This window comes from Mycoplasma imitans ATCC 51306 (genome assembly GCF_000518305.1).
GTDB classification, from domain to species: domain Bacteria; phylum Bacillota_I; class Bacilli_A; order Mycoplasmatales; family Mycoplasmoidaceae; genus Mycoplasmoides; species Mycoplasmoides imitans.
Genome location: NZ_JADI01000009.1, coordinates 1 through 17499, shown reverse-complemented (window position 1 = coordinate 17499; position 17499 = coordinate 1). Strand labels below are relative to the sequence as shown.

Annotated in this window: 14 protein-coding genes; all 14 read left to right on the top strand. The window is 32.4% G+C overall.

What is annotated here, in order from left to right:
• The first annotated feature begins 81 nt into the window (after nt 1–81).
• The 14 genes from P690_RS0101420 to msrB all read left to right on the top strand — a co-directional run bounded on the left by P690_RS0101420 (nt 82) and on the right by msrB (nt 17083).
• Nucleotides 82–1392: a CNNM domain-containing protein gene (locus P690_RS0101420; protein WP_027122020.1), complete on the top strand. Its 1311-nt coding sequence runs from the start codon at nt 82–84 to the stop codon at nt 1390–1392.
• Nucleotides 1393–1396: 4 nt separating this feature from the next.
• Complete coding sequence (locus tag P690_RS0101415; RefSeq protein WP_027122019.1) at nt 1397–3163, top strand: potassium transporter TrkG; 1767 nt, start codon at nt 1397–1399, stop codon at nt 3161–3163.
• Between the two features lie 94 nt (nt 3164–3257).
• On the top strand, nt 3258–4424 hold the full coding sequence (locus tag P690_RS0101410; protein ID WP_027122018.1) for an acetate kinase: 1167 nt from the start codon (nt 3258–3260) through the stop codon (nt 4422–4424).
• Nucleotides 4425–4585: 161 nt separating this feature from the next.
• Complete coding sequence (locus P690_RS0101405; protein ID WP_027122017.1) at nt 4586–6001, top strand: FAD-dependent oxidoreductase; 1416 nt, start codon at nt 4586–4588, stop codon at nt 5999–6001.
• A gap of 60 nt (nt 6002–6061) precedes the next feature.
• Nucleotides 6062–7141 carry a pyruvate dehydrogenase (acetyl-transferring) E1 component subunit alpha gene (gene pdhA, locus P690_RS0101400; protein WP_027122016.1) on the top strand — a complete coding sequence of 360 codons (1080 nt, stop codon included), beginning with the start codon at nt 6062–6064 and terminating at the stop codon, nt 7139–7141.
• Nucleotides 7142–7164: 23 nt separating this feature from the next.
• On the top strand, nt 7165–8142 hold the full coding sequence (locus P690_RS0101395; RefSeq protein WP_027122015.1) for an alpha-ketoacid dehydrogenase subunit beta: 978 nt from the start codon (nt 7165–7167) through the stop codon (nt 8140–8142).
• Nucleotides 8143–8290: 148 nt separating this feature from the next.
• Nucleotides 8291–9586 (top strand): dihydrolipoamide acetyltransferase family protein, encoded by a 1296-nt coding sequence (locus tag P690_RS0101390; protein WP_027122014.1) that lies wholly within the window; start codon nt 8291–8293, stop codon nt 9584–9586.
• A 15-nt stretch (nt 9587–9601) separates the two neighbouring features.
• Nucleotides 9602–10993 (top strand): dihydrolipoyl dehydrogenase, encoded by a 1392-nt coding sequence (lpdA, locus tag P690_RS0101385; RefSeq protein ID WP_036459501.1) that lies wholly within the window; start codon nt 9602–9604, stop codon nt 10991–10993.
• Between the two features lie 56 nt (nt 10994–11049).
• Nucleotides 11050–12045: a lipoate--protein ligase gene (locus P690_RS0101380; protein WP_027122012.1), complete on the top strand. Its 996-nt coding sequence runs from the start codon at nt 11050–11052 to the stop codon at nt 12043–12045.
• A gap of 38 nt (nt 12046–12083) precedes the next feature.
• Nucleotides 12084–13082 carry an ATP-dependent 6-phosphofructokinase gene (locus P690_RS0101375; protein WP_027122011.1) on the top strand — a complete coding sequence of 333 codons (999 nt, stop codon included), beginning with the start codon at nt 12084–12086 and terminating at the stop codon, nt 13080–13082.
• Between the two features lie 9 nt (nt 13083–13091).
• Nucleotides 13092–14615 carry a pyruvate kinase gene (gene pyk, locus P690_RS0101370; protein WP_027122010.1) on the top strand — a complete coding sequence of 508 codons (1524 nt, stop codon included), beginning with the start codon at nt 13092–13094 and terminating at the stop codon, nt 14613–14615.
• Nucleotides 14616–14622: 7 nt separating this feature from the next.
• The gene (locus P690_RS0101365; RefSeq protein WP_027122009.1) at nt 14623–14916 is read left to right on the top strand and encodes a co-chaperone GroES; all 294 of its coding nucleotides are present in this window, start codon (nt 14623–14625) and stop codon (nt 14914–14916) included.
• Nucleotides 14916–16520 (top strand): chaperonin GroEL, encoded by a 1605-nt coding sequence (gene groL, locus P690_RS0101360; protein ID WP_027122008.1) that lies wholly within the window; start codon nt 14916–14918, stop codon nt 16518–16520. The genes P690_RS0101365 and groL overlap by 1 nt, the downstream gene beginning before the upstream one ends.
• A 98-nt stretch (nt 16521–16618) precedes the next feature.
• Nucleotides 16619–17083 (top strand): peptide-methionine (R)-S-oxide reductase MsrB, encoded by a 465-nt coding sequence (gene msrB / locus P690_RS0101355; RefSeq protein WP_027122007.1) that lies wholly within the window; start codon nt 16619–16621, stop codon nt 17081–17083.
• Nucleotides 17084–17499: the final 416 nt, after the last annotated feature.

Here is a 17499-nt window from a genome sequence, read left to right as displayed (position 1 = left end):
ATAAATCGCGTTTTATAGCTGTCAAGGACAATCTAAGGGCTAAATATAATATAATTATCTATAATTTAAAGATTAAATTATATGACATCTGATAGTTCATCCGTCACGGATAGTAGTACCATAGCCATATATGTAATATATGGTGTCCTAATGCTGCTTTTTTTATTTATTTCTGTAATTTTTTCTGCTTTAGAGACAGCATTTACAAGCTTAACAAGCTTTAAATGAAATGGATATATAAAAGAGCACAATATCCAAAAAAAGCTAAGAACAAAGATTATTAACAAGTTAATTAAAAATTTTACATTAACTTTATCAACGATTTTAATCTGTAATAATGTTGCAAACATTATTATTTCCACACTTTCGACACTTTTGTTTAATCAAATTATTTCAAATCAAGCTGTTGGATCTTCAATAGCAATATTTGTAACTACATTCATAACTTTATTTTTTGGAGAGATAGCACCTAAATCTATTGCTAAATTTAGACCTATTAAAACGGTTCTATTATTTAGTTTTGTAATGATTTTCTTTTATTATTTAGTGTATCCAATTACCTATTTAATATCAAAAATCTTTAAGAAGTATTCAAAAACTCAAACTAGCGAAAAAGAAGTGGCGTTCTTCATTGATGAAGCGAAGAATGAAGGGGTACTTGAAAATGATGAAGCATTATTGGTTAAAAATGCTATCAACTTTGACGAAACTTTAATTGAACAGGTATATACAAAATGAAATGAAGTTGTTTATGCTCATGAGCATAGTTCCATTGGGTTGATTAAGAAGCGTTTTTTAACCGATAATGTTTCTAGAATGCCGATTATTAACGATGAGAATAAAGCGATTGGTGTTTTACACTTAAAAGATTATTTAGATATCGTCGAAAATAAAGATGAAGATAACTGGTTGGAATATCTAAGTGAACCGATTTATGTATCAACCGATTATAAGTTAGATAAAGTTTTGTATCTAATGAAACGTGAGAGAGTTCAGATTGCAATCGTTGTTAATAATTTTAATGATTACGAATCAATCGGGATTATCACGATGGAAGATCTGCTTGAACAACTAGTGGGTCAAATTTACGACGAACAAGATGAAGTAGGTCAAGTTCAAGAAATTAATGCTTATACTTGAATGGTTGATTCATCAATAAACGCTCAGCACTTTTTACATAAATACATAAATAAGAGTATTAATGTTAAGAAAAATATAAAATTATTAGACTATATTAATAATAATTCTGAACACAACGCAAGATTTGAAAATGGTATTTATCACGATGATTTCATGACTGTTAAATATCTAGAATATGATGAAGAAACCAAGATTAAACTTGTTGAAATCATTAAAAAAGAAGTCCATGCAACTGAAATAGAAACAAATTAATAAAATGTTAAAAATTCGCGGTAAAAATAGCAAAAAATCATTGAATAAAAAGAATAAGATCCTTAGATGACTAAAGATCATTTTTATTGGTGAAACAATCAGTCAAAAGATCGCGCACTTCTATATTTATTTCATATTAATCGGATCGATTTTATTGTACTTACCAATATCTCTAAAATATAGCGATACATATGAAAAAGTGACTAATGTTACCTTTCAAGGATTAGCTGCTCAGCCGGTAATTGAAAAAGCAAAATATTCATTTATTGACTCCTTCTTTATTGCTACATCAGCATTCAGTGATACAGGTTTATTAACCTTGGTGGTAAGAGAAACCTACACAATTTTTGGACAAGTAATCTTAGCAATTCTGATCGAAGTTGGTGGAGTTGGTTTCGTTGTTTTCTGATATTTAATTTGAAGAATTTTTGCCAAGATTTTTAAAGATCAGTCATCATTAGAAAAAACCTTATTACTTCAATCTGAACGCGGTGGTGAAAAACTATCAACAACATCTAAAACAATTATGGTTGCAGTTACTGCAGTAATGATTTTTCAGATTTTGTATTCAATTTTTTACTCATTATATTTTTATTTTGTTCCATCATTTGAGCAACAAAATATTATTGATTTACAAAACTCCGATGTTAATAGTTCATTAATCGATTTCAAAGCATCTCAAATAACAGTAGATAATCCTTACCGTAAATTCTTTACTTATCACAATGCTGGATCAGCTATTTGAGCTGGAATTTTTCACTCAGTTTCTTCAATCAACAACGCTGGTTTTGATATCTTTGGACCATTCTCGTTATCTAGTTTTAGAAACGACTATCACATCGTTTTATTATTTATTACTGCTACTCAATTCTTCATTGGTGGAATTGGTTATCCAACGATTTTTGATATTTATGAAAAAATGAGATACAAAAAATTGTACAAGAACGCAGTTAAGTACAAGTTCAGTATCTTTACCAAATTATCACTAATTACATCAGCAACATTGTTATTGTTGCCAATTATTATTGTTGCACCCGTTGAAATACTAAGTAAAAATGGTTCATTCAGAGTTACATCTCAAATTTTTGAGCAGTCAGTAAATAATAAGATCAGATTCGAACCTTCATTAAATATTCAAAATTCAGATGATCTATATAGAACTATTTATGGAAAAAATCCTAAACTAGATTACGTGTTTAATCTATGATTTATGATTTTTTCAACACGATCAGCAGGTTTTTCGACAATCAGCATGTACAACTTAACTGATGTTTCAAAATCGATTTTTAGTTTATTGATGTTTATTGGTGCTGCGCCATCTTCTACAGCAGGGGGTATTAGAACAACAACCTTTGCATTAGTAATGGTTGCAATTTTTCAAAAATTTAAGGGTTACAAACAAGTAAAATTATTTAAACGCTCAATTCCACCTGAAACAATTAATAGTGCTTATCTGATCACTTTATTAAGTGCGATTTTTTTAATTGTGGCAGCACTTGGAACTAAAATTACCTTTGATTTTGTTCAACCAGACGCTCGTTTTAGCATTATGGATGTATTCTTTGAATATTCTTCTGGTTATGGTACGGTAGGTTTATCTGTTGGTATAACTTCATATTTAACTTCAATTAATTTAGTACCATTAGTACTATTAATCGCGCTAATGATTATTGGTCAATTAGGGGTAAGTACATCAATTCTAGCTTGGGTTAAGAGTGACGTTATTAAGTGAAACTACTCTTATGTTGATGAAGATGTTAAGATTGGATAAACTTTATTGCTAGCAATAAGATATAAAAAACAGTTCTAAAAAAATCGATATTTTATTATTAAACATATTAATTTTTACAAGGACAAGGATAGCAATGAATAAAATCTTAGTAATTAACGCTGGATCAAGTTCAATCAAGTTTCAATTATACGATGCTAGTGAAAAAGTATTAGCTAAAGGTTTATGTGAAAGAATCTTTATTGATGGCGCTTTTAAATATGAATTTGAAGATGGATCTAAAGATGAGGGTAATGCAAATTTTCCTACTCACAAAGAAGCATTAAGTCATCTATTAGAATCATTAAAAAAACATAAAGTAATTAAAGATTTAAATGAAATTGTTGGTGTCGGTCACCGCGTGGTACAAGGTGCTTATTGAACTGACTCAACTTTAATTACTCCTGAAGTATTAGATAAAATCTATGAGTTAGCAAAACTAGCACCATTACACAACAAGCCAGAAGCTGATGTAATTGCAGTAGTACAAAAGTTGATTCCGTCTGCTAAAAATGTAGCAGTGTTTGATACTTCATTCCACACAACTATGCCAGCTGTTGCATATCAATATGCAATACCAGCAGAATGAAAAGAAAAACATCTAGTTAGACGTTATGGTTACCATGGTACAAGCTATCGTTATGTAACTAAGCGTTTTGAACAATTATTAAATAAAAAAGCGGTAAATTTAGTAATTTGTCACTTAGGTAATGGTGCTTCAATTGCAGCAATCAAAGACTCAAAATCAATCAACACTTCAATGGGTTTCACTCCATTAGAAGGTTTGGTAATGGGTACTAGAAGTGGTGATATTGACCCATCTGTAGTTCAATACATTGCAAAGCAAACTAATAAAACTTTAGATCAAGTAATTGACGATCTGAATAAAAAATCTGGTCTATTAGGTTTAGCGAACTATGCAGATATGAGAGATGTAACTGGTAACTTACCTAAGACTCAATTAACTGTAGACATCTACACTCAAAGAGTGGCAGATTACATTGTTAAGTATGCTAACCAAATTAATGCGCCAATTGATGGTATTATATTCACTGCAGGTGTTGGTGAAAACGCAAGTTTAATTGTTCAGGAAGTAATGAAAAAAGTTCACCTATTAAAGGTGTCATTAGATCCTAAAGCCTTTGAACAAAAATATCCAGATTGTCGCAAACTATCAGATGATAAGAGCGCTGTAGCAGTATATCAAGTAAGAACAAATGAAGAAATCATGATTATGCGTGATGTAGTTCGTTTGTCTAAATAAATTATTTTATTTGTCAATATATAATATAAAAGAAAATAAGGTGGTAGATACTTTTACCAATTTCACACTTTGATTTGAAAAAAAGTTAAGTGAAAAATAATAATAAATTATATTTATTGTGTCTATTATCAAAATAGAATTCACAAGGATAAACATAAAAAATGAAAGTTATTGTAGTAGGAATTAACCACGCTGGTACGTCTGCTATTCGTACGATGCTAGCGGAAAATCCTAAATTAGATGTAGTAGCATTCGACCGCAATGACAATATCTCTTTCTTAGGATGTGGTATTGCTTTAGCTGTTAGTGGTGTAGTTAAAGATACAACTGATCTGTTCTACTCAAACCCAGAACAACTTAAATCAATGGGTGCAAAAGTTCACATGAAGCACGAAGTGCTTTCAGTGGATCACAAAAGAAAAGTAGTTGTAGTTCGTGATTTAGTTAAGAACTCAACTTTTGAAGAAGGTTATGATAAGTTAATCTTAGCAACTGGTTCTTGACCAATTACTACAGCAGATGCTAGCCTTCATTACAGTCAAAAATACTGTGGTGGAATCGAAGGTTTAGTAACTTGTAAAACTTACCAACACGCTTTAGAAATTATTGACCAATTTAAAAAACCTGATGTTAACAACGTAGTTGTAATCGGTGCTGGTTATATTGGTGTTGAATTAGTTGAAGCTGCTCATCAAAGAGGTAAGAAAACATTATTAGTTGATATGTTACCAAGACCTGCAGCTAATTACTTCGACAAAGAATTTGGTACTGATCTAATGACAACAATGAAAAAAGAAGGTGTTGACGTTAGATGTGGAACTAAAGTAATGGGGTATTTAGTTGATACTGATGGTGGTAAGAAAGTAATTCGTGGAATTACTTTAGAAAAAGATGGTGTTCAAACTAAAGTAGAAGCTGATTTAGTAATTCAATGTATCGGTTTCTTACCAAATACATCATTATTACCTGATGGTCACAAAGTTAAAAATGGTGCTTTAATCATCGACCAATACTGTCAAACATCTGTTAAAGACGTTTATGCAATTGGTGGTGCTGCAGCAATTATGAACGCAGCAACTGGCGAATACCAAAACATTGACTTAGCAACTAACGCAGTTAAAACTGGTGTAGTAGCTGCTTCTCACATTAATGGTATGGACAACATTAAGTTAGAAAACGTTGTTGGTACAAACGCAATTCACGTATTCGGTCACCACTTATCTTCAACTGGTATTTCAGAAGAAGTTGCTAAAATCCGCGGTATTGATGTAGCTGTTTCATATTTTGAAGATGCAGACCGACCAGAATGAATGAACACTTATGACCGAGTTAAGATTAAATTAGTATTTGATCCTAAATCTTTAAGATTATTAGGTGCTCAAGTAGGTTCAACTAAAAACAATCACTCTGAAGTTATTTACTTCTTAGCATTAGCAATCCAAAGAAAATTAACATTAGTTGATATTGCGTTTGCTGACGTATTCTTCCTACCTCACTACAACAAACCATTCAACTTTATCATTAGTGCGATTTTACAAGCATTAGGACTAAATTATTTCAAACAAAGCATTAAATAATAAAGTTAAAAATATTTAAATTACAATTAAACCAAGAAATTAAGGAAAAACAAGATAAATATGGCAATCATTGTTAAAAACAAAATTCCTGAACTTTTACATAGAGTAATTGATAACGAAGGACGCGTTATCGACCCTAGCTATGTTCAAAAGCTATCAGATGAAAGAGTTATTGAAGCTTACTACTACATGAACTTATCAAGAGAACTTGACAAAAAAATGTTAACTTGACAACGTTCAGGTAAGATGCTTACATTAGCACCTAACCTAGGTGAAGAAGCACTTCAAATTGGTACTTCACTTGCAATGACTAAAAAAGACTGATTAGTACCAGCTTTCAGATCAGGAGCTTTAATGCTTCACAGAGGTGTTAAACCTTACCAATTAATGCTTTACTGAAATGGTAATGAAAAGGGTAACGTATTTGATGAAGGTGTAAGAGTTATCCCGATTAACATTACAATTGGTGCTCAATATTCTCAAGCTGCAGGTATTGGTTATGCATTAAAACAAAATAAAGAAAGAGCAGCTGCTGTAACATTCATCGGTGATGGTGGTACTGCTGAAGGTGAATTCTATGAAGCAATGAACATGGCTTCAATTCACAAATGACAAACAGTTTTCTGTGTAAACAACAACCAATTTGCGATCTCTACAAGAACTCACTTAGAAAGTGCAGTTAGTGATCTATCAACTAAAGCGATTGCAGTTAATATGCCAAGAGTAAGAGTTGATGGTAATGACTTATTAGCTTGTTATGATGCAATGCTAGAAGCTATTGAATATTCTAGAAGTGGTATGGGACCAATCTTTGTTGAATTCGTAACTTACCGCCAAGGACCTCACACAACTTCAGATGACCCTTCAATTTACAGAACTAAACAAGAAGAAGAAGAAGCTAAGAAATCAGACCCAATTGCAAGAATTAAGAAGTTCTTAACTGCTAAAGGTCTATGAGACGAAGCTAAAGAAAAAATAATGTTCGAACAAATCGAAGCTAAGATCGCTGAAGAATACGAAGTAATGCAAAAACACGTTCACACTACAGTTGATGATGTGTTTGACCACACTTACGCTACTTTACCTCAAAATTTAGTTGAACAAAAAGCGATTGCTAAAAAATACTTCGGAAATAAATAATTCTAAATTGGAGAATATACACAATGAGTGATAAAATTATCGTAAATAATATCGAAGCTTTAAACAACGCTTTAGATATCGCACTTACAAAAGATAAGAGTGTGGTATTATACGGTCAAGATGCTGGTTTTGAAGGTGGTGTGTTTAGAGCAACTAAAGGTCTACAACAAAAACACGGTGCTGACAGAGTTTGGGATTCTCCAATCTCAGAAGCTGCTATGACTGGTGCTGCTGTTGGTGCTTCATTTGCTGGTTTAAAGCCAATCGTAGAAATTCAATTCTCTGGTTTCAGTTACTTAGCAATGCAACAATTATTCTGTCACGCTGCAAGAATTAGAAACAGATCAAGAGGTCAATTGCACTCTCAAATGGTAATTAGAATGCCTATGGGTGGTGGTATTAAAGCTTTAGAGCACCACTCAGAATCATTAGAAGCAATCTATTCTCACATTCCAGGTGTTAAGGTTGTTATGCCATGTACTCCTTATGATACTAAGGGATTAATGTTAGCTGCTATTAACGATCCAGACCCAGTTGTGTTTTTTGAACCTAAGAAGTTGTACCGTTCATTCAAGCAAGAAATTCCAGCAGGTGAATACATCGTTGAAATTGGTAAGGCTAACGTATTAACACAAGGTAGCAAATTAACAATCGTAACTTACGGTGCTAACGTAATTGATACTTTAGAAATTGTTAACCAATACCCAGCTGGTGATATTGAATTAATCGACTTAAGAACTATCTCACCAATTGACTGAAACACAGTTTTAGGTTCAGTACAAAAAACTGGTCGTTTACTAGTTGTTCACGAAGCTGTTAAATCATTCAGTGTAAGTGCTGAAATTATTGCTAAAGTAAGTGAAACACTTCACAGTAGCTTAAAGAAAGCTCCAGTTCGTGTAACTGGATTTGATATTACTGTTCCTTTAGCAAAAGGTGAAGCAATCCAATTCGATTTAAAGCAAAGAACAATCGACGCAATTAACGAATTACTAGCTTAGTTTTTTATTAAAAATATCTATCGTTTTTATTAATCTAACCAATTAATAGAAACGATATTTATTTATGTAAAAAAGCTGCGAAATAAATATTTAATTTATAATAAACAATAGAATTTTCATAATATATTAAAGAAAGACAAATACAGACATGTTTGAATATAAATTTACAGACGTTGGTGAAGGATTACACGAAGGTGTAGTTGCTGAAATCTATGTAAAAGTAGGTGACACAATTAAAGAAGGTGATCCAATGTTTTCAGTTGAAACTGATAAGGTTACAACTGACTTACCTGCTCCTGAAGGTGGTAAGGTTACTGCAATCCTTGCTTCAGTTGGGCAAACAGTTCATGTTGGTGAAGTAATGCTTGTTTTAAATGGTGATAGTAGCGCTGCTCCTGCACCAGCTGCTGCACCAGCTCCTGCAGCATTTGTAACTCCAACTCCAGCTCCAGCTGCTCTTGAACCAGAAGCTGCTCCAAGTGGTGGTGCTTCAGTTGTTGGTGAAGTTAAAGTTTCAAATACCTTATTCGGATTATTTGGTGATCAACGCGGATCAAGCACTCCAGCTCCTGCTCCAACTCCAGTTCCAGTAGCTACTCCTTTAGCACAAGCTGTTGCTAGTGATCTTAAAGTTAACTTAAACAATGTAACTCCTGCTAATGGTGCTAAGGTGTTCTCAAGCGATGTATACGCATCAACTCAACAACCTGCAACTTCATCATGTGGAAGTTCATATTCAGATGCTAACGAAAGTTACAAAGAAATTACTTCAATCAGAAAAGCAATTGCAAAAGCAATGACTACTGCTCACGAAGAAATTCCTGCAACAGTTTTAACTTTCAATTTTGATGTAACTAAATTAGTTTCATACCGTAAACAAGTTAAGGACGCTGTACAAACTACTTATGGTGTTAAGTTATCATTCTTACCATTTATTCTAAAAGCTGTTACAAAAGCTGTTCAAGCTCACCCAGTGTTCAACTCTCACTACGACAAAACTAATAACAGATTGGTATTAAAGAAAAAGATTAATTTAGGTGTTGCTGTTGATACTGCTGATGGTTTAATGGTTCCAAACATTAAATCAGCTCAAGACAAATCAGTTATTGAAATTGCTAAAGAAGTAAGCGCTTTAGCTGAAAAAGCTCGTTCTAAGAAGATCGGTTTAGCTGATTTAGCTGATGGTACAATCAGTGTTACAAACTTTGGTTCAATTGGTGCATTATTCGGTACTCCAATTATTAAATTCCCTGAAGTTGCAATCGTAGCTCCTGGTACTGTAGAAGAAAAATTAACAAGAACTCCTGAAAATCAAATCGTAGTTAAGCAAATTATGCCTATTACTGTAGCTGCTGACCACAGATGAATTGATGGTGCGGATATCGGTAGATTTGCAAAAACCCTAAAAGATATTATTGAAGACTTAGACGGTTTACTAATCTAATAACTGGAGTTATATATGTATAATTACGATCTTATTGTAATCGGGGCTGGACCTGGTGGTTATGTAGCGGGTGAACACGCTGCAAAAAATGGTTTAAAGACCTTAGTAATTGAACGTGGAACTTATGGTGGAGTTTGTTTAAATGTTGGTTGTATCCCAACTAAGACATTATTACAATCTTCAAAAGTAAAACATTACGTAGAAAAAGCAGCTGAATACGGATTAGACTTAGGAAGTAATCAACTATCTGTTAACTGAGCAAATATCCAAAAAAGAAAAGAAAGTGTTGTTAACAAGTTAGTTAATGGAGTTAAAACAATCTTAAAGGTTGCTAAAGCTGATACGATCGTTGGTGAAGCAAGAATTATCGATGGAAACACTGTAAGTGTGAATAACCAAAATATTACTGCTAAAAACATTATCGTTGCTACAGGTTCTTCTCCAAGAAAATTACCACTTCCAGGCTTTGATCAAGGACGTGCTGATGGTGTGATCATTGATTCAACTAGAGCACTTGAATTGCCACAAATTCCTCAATCATTAGTTGTGATTGGTGGAGGTGTAATTGGGATCGAATTTGCTACATTGTACGCTTCATTTGGTACGAAAGTAACAATTTTACAAGCAGTTGATAGTTTATGCGAAACATTAGATCAGGATGCTAGTGATTTTATAGCTAAAAGAGTTAAATCATTAGGCATTAACATAGTGTATAACGCAAAAATTTTAGGTTATCAAAATAATGCGATTATCTACGAAGAAAAAGGTACAGCTTACCAATTACCTTCTCAATACATTCTAGAATCTGTAGGACGTGTAGTTAATGATCAAGTATTTGGTTCATTCAATGTTGCTAGAGATGAACGCGGTCGCATCAAGTTAAATGATAAACTACAAACATCAACTGATTCTATCTATGTAATCGGTGATGCTGCTGGTCAAGTAATGTTAGCGCATTACGCTTACCACCATGCAGTTTATGCAGTGGATGTAATCTTAGGACGTAAACCTAGAGAAGTAGCGCCATTAAAAACTCCTGGTTGTATCTACACTTACCCAGAAGTTGCAACAATTGGTTATACAGAACAACAACTAAAAGATAAAAATATCGAATACGTTGTTTCTAAGATGCCAATGGCTGTTAATGGTAAAGCGATTGCTGATGGATCAACTGAAGGTTTCATCAAATTTATGTTTGGTAAGAAATATGGTGAGATCTTAGGATGTGTATTAATCGCTTCAACTGCAAGTGATATGATCTCTGAAATTGCGTTAGCAATGGAAAACGAACTAACGGTGTTTGAATTAGAACAAGCGATTCACCCACACCCAACAGTTGCTGAAGTGATCTCAGAATGTGCTAAACAAGCAATTTACACGCACTTTAACAAAAAGCACCAAAACTAATAAATAATATTAAAAAGACCCTTTTTATAAGGGTTTTTTATTAAATAATTAAGATTATGGCTCATTTTTACTTATCAGATTCAAACGATTGTTATATTAACGCTGCTACTGAAGAATATCTTTTAAAACACCTAAATCTTTCTTTACCAATTATTTATATCTGACAAAACGCAAACACGATTTTTATTGGTCGTAATCAAAATACTTTAGCTCAGATAAATACAAATGAAACGACTAAAGATCACGTTAATCTAATCCGCCGTTTTTCAGGTGGAGGTGCGGTATTTCAAGATATGGGGAATATTTGTTACTCTTACATCGATTATTTAGATGAAAAACGTGCAAATGCTTACCAGTTTTTTGCCCAACCAATTATTGAATTCTTAAATTCTTTAAAGATCAATGCGACCTTTAAAGGTCGAAACGATCTAGAGATCGATGGAATGAAGTTTTCAGGAACCGCGCAATATCTTTACCAAGATAAAATCTTACATCACGGAACGTTACTATATAACACAGACATGAGTAAGTTAGCCAACTACCTTCATGTTGATAAATCAAAGATTGAAGCAAAAGGTATTGATTCGATTAAAAAACGAGTAACAAATATCATTGATCATTTGGATGAGAAAAAACCAGTTGCTTGATTTATTGATGAACTAATAAAGTTTTACTTTAAAAAGTATGATCTAAAACAGATAGTTTTAGATCAAAAAGCCAAACAATGGATCCATGATCGCGCTAACAATCATTTTAAGACTTGAGAATGAATCTATGGTTCATCACAAGAATATAAATTCAACAATAAAAAACGTTTTAGTGGAGGTGAGTTAGAACTAAGTCTTAATACCGATCAAGGATTAATTAAAGCAATTAAATTTAATGGTGACTTCTTAAGTGTCAAACAGATTGATGAGATTGAACAAAAACTAGTTAATACCAAGTTTGATTATCAAAGTGTTAGCAAGGTGTTAAATCAGTTTGATCTATCGTTGTATTTAGGTACAATCACTAAAGAAGAATTGTTGAGCTTAATGTTTGATAACAAATAAATTATTTATAATTTTATAAGGATTAAAAATACTATATTATGGCCACACAAACGCAACGAATTGCGATCTTAACTTCTGGGGGAGATTCACCTGGAATGAATGCTGCGATCTATGGTTTAGTTCAGCAAGCAATTATTAATAATATCCAACCTTATTTAGTATATGAAGGTTATAAAGGGTTAGTAGAAGATCAGATCGTTCCTGCTAATCAACAAGAAGTTATCGATCACTTTTTTGATTCTGGGACATTTATTTATTCATCACGATTAGTTGAATTTAAAGATCTAGAAGTAAGAAAAAAAGCAGTTAATAATTTAAAAGCAAAAAGAATTGAAACACTAGTTGTAATTGGTGGAGATGGTTCTTATCAAGGTGCAAAATTATTATCAGAAATGGGTGTTAATGTTATCGCAATGCCTGGAACGATTGATAATGACGTATCTTCATCAGATTATACGATCGGGTTTTATTCAGCACTTGAACACATCACTAGAACAATTCAAGACATTATTTCTACAAGTGTATCACATAACCGTGTATCGATCTCTGAAGTAATGGGTCGTCACTGTGGAGATTTATCAGTTTATGCAGCTTTAGCGACTAAAGCCGATTTAGTTATTACACCTGAAAATATTAAAACGACTCAGGAAATTGTTAATCTAGCTGCTAAAAGAATGCTCGAAGATAAAAAACGCACATTTACTGTAATTGTATGTGAGCATATTTATGGTGAAGATGGCCGTGATAGCTTAAAAACGATTGCTAAGCAAATCAACGATCAATTAGGGATTAAAACAAATATTAATATCCTAACTTACGGTCAACGTGGTCAGTTACCAACACCAATGGAACGAATCTTAGCAATGAAATTTGCAATTAAAGCATTTGAATGCATTAATGAACAACAATATGGTGTGGTTTTAGGATTAAAGGGTGATGAAATTGTTGCTTACAATTTCCAAGAAGCATTAAGTAAATCTAACCCTTCAAGAATCAAATTGATTAATCTAAGCAATAGAATAAACGGTGGTTTTTAATTAAATAATATGAACAAACATAAAAAATTCGATTTAAACTTTTTAAAAAAGACAAAGATTGTTGCTACTTGTGGTCCTTCAATCACTTATAAATTATTTAGCTTAGCTGATCTAGAAGATCCATCAAAACAAGATATCGTTCAAAAAGCTAAAGATAATTTAAAGCAACTATTCTTAAACGGTGTTAGTACGATTCGTTTGAACTTCTCTCACGGTAATCAAGAAGAACAAGCTGTAAGAATTATTTTAGCTAGATCTGTGGCTAATGAATTGAACTTACCTATCTCAATTATGTTAGATACTAACGGTCCTGAAATTAGATTAAACCAAATTTCAGAAACTAATAACGTAATTAAGAAAGATCAGATCGTAAAGATTTATACTAACCGCGAGATCTTAGGTAATTCTAATGAGTTTTCAGTATCTGATTCATCTAAAAAATACAATATGGCTAAGGATTTATCTTTAGGTTCAATCGTATTAGTTGATGATGGTAAATTAACTTTACAAGTAATTGAGATTGCTGATGACTTCTCATATGTTAGAGTGATCGCTAAAAACGAACACAAAATTGTAACAAAAAAACGTATTAACTTACCAAACGCAAAATACTCAATTCCATTTTTATCACAAAAAGATTATAGCGATATTACCTTTGGTTTAAAACAAAAAGTAGATTATATTGCGGCATCATTTGTAAATAGTGCTGATGATATCTATGAGATTAAAGCGATCTTAAAGCAATACAATATGGAACACGTTCAAGTTATTGCTAAGGTTGAGACCCGTCACGCGATTGAAAACTTAGATGAAATTATCGAAGTTAGTGATGGTATTATGGTAGCTCGTGGTGATTTAGGGTTAGAGATCCCTTATTACGAAGTACCTTACTGGGAAAAATATATTATTAAAGCTTGTCGCTTTAAAAACAAACGTGTAATTGTAGCAACTCAGATGCTAGACTCACTAGAGAAGAATGTTCAACCAACTCGCGCTGAAGTAACTGACGTGTTCTTTGCGGTTGAACGTGGTTGTGATGCAACAATGTTATCAGGTGAAACTGCTAATGGGATGTATCCAATTATTGCAGTTGAAACAATGAAAAAGATTAACAAACAATCTGAATTGTTATTTGACTACAAACGCGCAATCACTCACTACTTCCCAATGACTGATATTTGCAAAACTACTTTTGGTGAAAAAGTACTTGAGATTGCTAAAAAGATCTGTCCTAACCGTGAGATTGAAAACGAAGACTTCTCAACTCATTTCTTAGTACACTTTACAAACAATCGAGATGAGATCTTTGCATTATCTAATGCAAAACTAGCTGCTAGTGTGATCATTGTGACTGATGATATTAACGTATATACAGGTCATGGTATTGATTATGGGGTATTCACTTACAAAGTGGATGATTTAAATAAAGCGTTAGCTAACTACCAATTAGTTGCTAAAAAAGCAATCTTACACTACTCTGAACAGTTCGAAATTAAACCAGATAATAAGACTAACTTTGTATTATTAAAATAAATCAAATATGAATATTAAACCACTACACGACAACGTTTTAGTTGAAGTTTTAACTGAAGAAAAAACTTCAAAATTGGGAATTGTTATCTCAACTCACAATCCTGATAAAGCAACATCAACCAAAGGTAAAGTAGTTGCTTTAGGTGATGGAATCAATTATGCTAAACAACAAAAGGTTGACTTTAAGATCAACCTTAACGATCTTGTTTATTTTAAGGAATATTCAGGAACTGAGATCGTGGTAAATGATAAGACTTATAAGATCTTAGGTTATGAAGAAATTATTGGGGTAATTAGATAATGGCTAAACAATTAACTTTTGAACAACAAGCTAGAAATAAATTGCTAGATGGAATTAACAAACTAGCTAAAGCAGTAAAGATTACAGCAGGACCTAAGGGAAGAAATGCTTTAATCGAAAAAAAATACGGTGCTCCACTAATTGTTAATGATGGAGTAACGATCGCAAAAGAGATCGAATTAAAAGACCCAGTTGAAAATATGGGTGCTAAGCTGATTGCTGAAGCAGCAATTTCAACTAATGATATTGCTGGTGATGGAACAACAACAGCAACAATCTTAACCCAAGAAATTGTAAATAAAGCGATTGAAGCAATTAATAACGGCACTAATCCTGTTAACTTGAGAATTGGGATTGAAAATGCAGCTAAATTAATATCAGAATACTTAACAAGTGTTTCAAAACCAATCAAATCAATCGATGAAATTACTCAAGTTGGTGCAATTTCATCAGGTTCTAAATTTATTGGAGAACTAATTGCTAAGGCAATGGACATCGTTGGACCAAGCGGAGTAATTTCGATTGATGATGCAAAATCATTTGATACTACTTTAGATACCACTGATGGTCTAGAATTTAAGGGTGGTTATTCTTCACCTTATATGGTGAGCGATTCTGAAAAGATGCTATGTGAATTAGCTAATCCAAGAATCTTAGTTTCACAAAATAAGATCAACACCGTTAAAGAGATCTTACCATTGCTTGAAGCAAGTGTTGAAAGCAGTACACCATTGTTAATTGTTGCTAGTGATATTGCTGAAGATGTAGTAACTGCATTAGCAATTAATAAATTACGCGGAACATTAAATGTTGTTAGCGTTAAGTGTTCAGAATTTGGTGAAGCACAAAAAAGCACACTAGAAGATTTAGCTATTAGTGTTAATACTGTTTTAGTAGATAGTACAGCTGGAATCGAGTTTAAAGATATCGATCTGAATAAATTAGGTTCAGCTGAAAAAGTGATTATCTCAAAAGATAAAACTACAGTAATTAATGGCGCTTGCCATAAAGATGTTTTAGCTAAATACTTAAACAGTCTAAAAGCTAAGTTAAATAACTTAACTTCAAAATACGACAAGGAACGTGTAAGTAAAAGAATTGCTAACTTATCAAACGGCGTTGCTGTAATTCACGTTGGTGGTGCTACTGAAGTTGCACAAAAAGAATTAAAGCTAAGAATTGAAGATGCACTAAACTCAACTAAAGCTGCAGTTGAAGAAGGAATCGTAGCTGGTGGCGGAATTGCTTTAATGAACGCAATTGAGGTGCTAAAACAAGTTAAAGAATCAAACCCTGAAATCGCTTTAGGTTATGAGATCGTAAGATCATCACTAACAGCACCAGCACGTCAAATTATTGAAAACGCTGGGCAAAATAGTTCAAAGATCATTAATAACATTATTAATAGCAAACAACCTGGCTATGGTTACAATGCTGAAACAAACGAATTTGTTGACATGATTAATAATGGAATTATTGATCCAACTAAAGTAACCAAAACTGCTTTAGAAAAAGCTTGTTCTGTAGCAGCTTTACTAATTACTACCGAAGTAGCGATTAATGATGAAGCTAAAGAAGAAAAAGCAGGATTAAACCACTTATAATTCTAGATCATATCTAATAACAAAATTAATCTTTGAACAGCATTGTTTCAAAGATTAATTTTTTTTATTCCATAATCATTCTAATACAAAATTAGATTATGAAAAAATACGAGAAAAAACCAATCGAAGTTCTTAAAAAAGAATTAACACCATTACAATTCGAAGTAAGCCAAAATGCCGCAACAGAACGACCATATACTAATGAATACGATAAACATTTTAAAAAAGGCATTTATGTAGATATTACTAGTGGCGAACCGTTATTCTTATCAACTGATAAATACGAATCAGGTTGTGGTTGACCCGCATTTAGTCGCCCGATTACTAAAGAATTAATTAAAGAAGTAAAAGATCTATCTCATAATATGATCAGAGTTGAAGTGCGTGCTAAAAACTCTGATAGTCACCTAGGTCACGTGTTTACAGATGGACCTATAGATAAGGGCGGATTAAGATATTGTATCAACTCTGCTTCACTAAAATTCATTCCTTATGAAGAATTACAAAAATCAGGATATGAAGAATTTATCTCGATTCTAGATCAAGAAGAAAGAAATAATTAACGATTGAACAATGATTATAAAAAATCCATCCAAGATGGATTTTTTTTAATTGTCAATAACAAAATTTTATTAATTCATTAAATCATAGAAAAACTATTTTTTACCGGTGATTTTAAATATTTTCATAAAACATTTATACAAATTATTTTGGTAAAAATCAAATGTGTTTTTGTCTAAAAAGTTATTTCTTCTATCTAATTATTTAGCAAGTTTAAACATTGATCAAATTAAATATATTTTTTAAATCAATAGTAAAACCGATTTCAAAAGTTATAGTTAATTGTTTTATTTAGTACACACTGCCCGGCACCGAATTCAATTTTGTGTAAAACAATTAATTAACTCAAAAAAGAAAGGTTAATATAATTTTATAAACGGTAAACAAAAATGAATTCAAAAGACGAACAAATGAAACA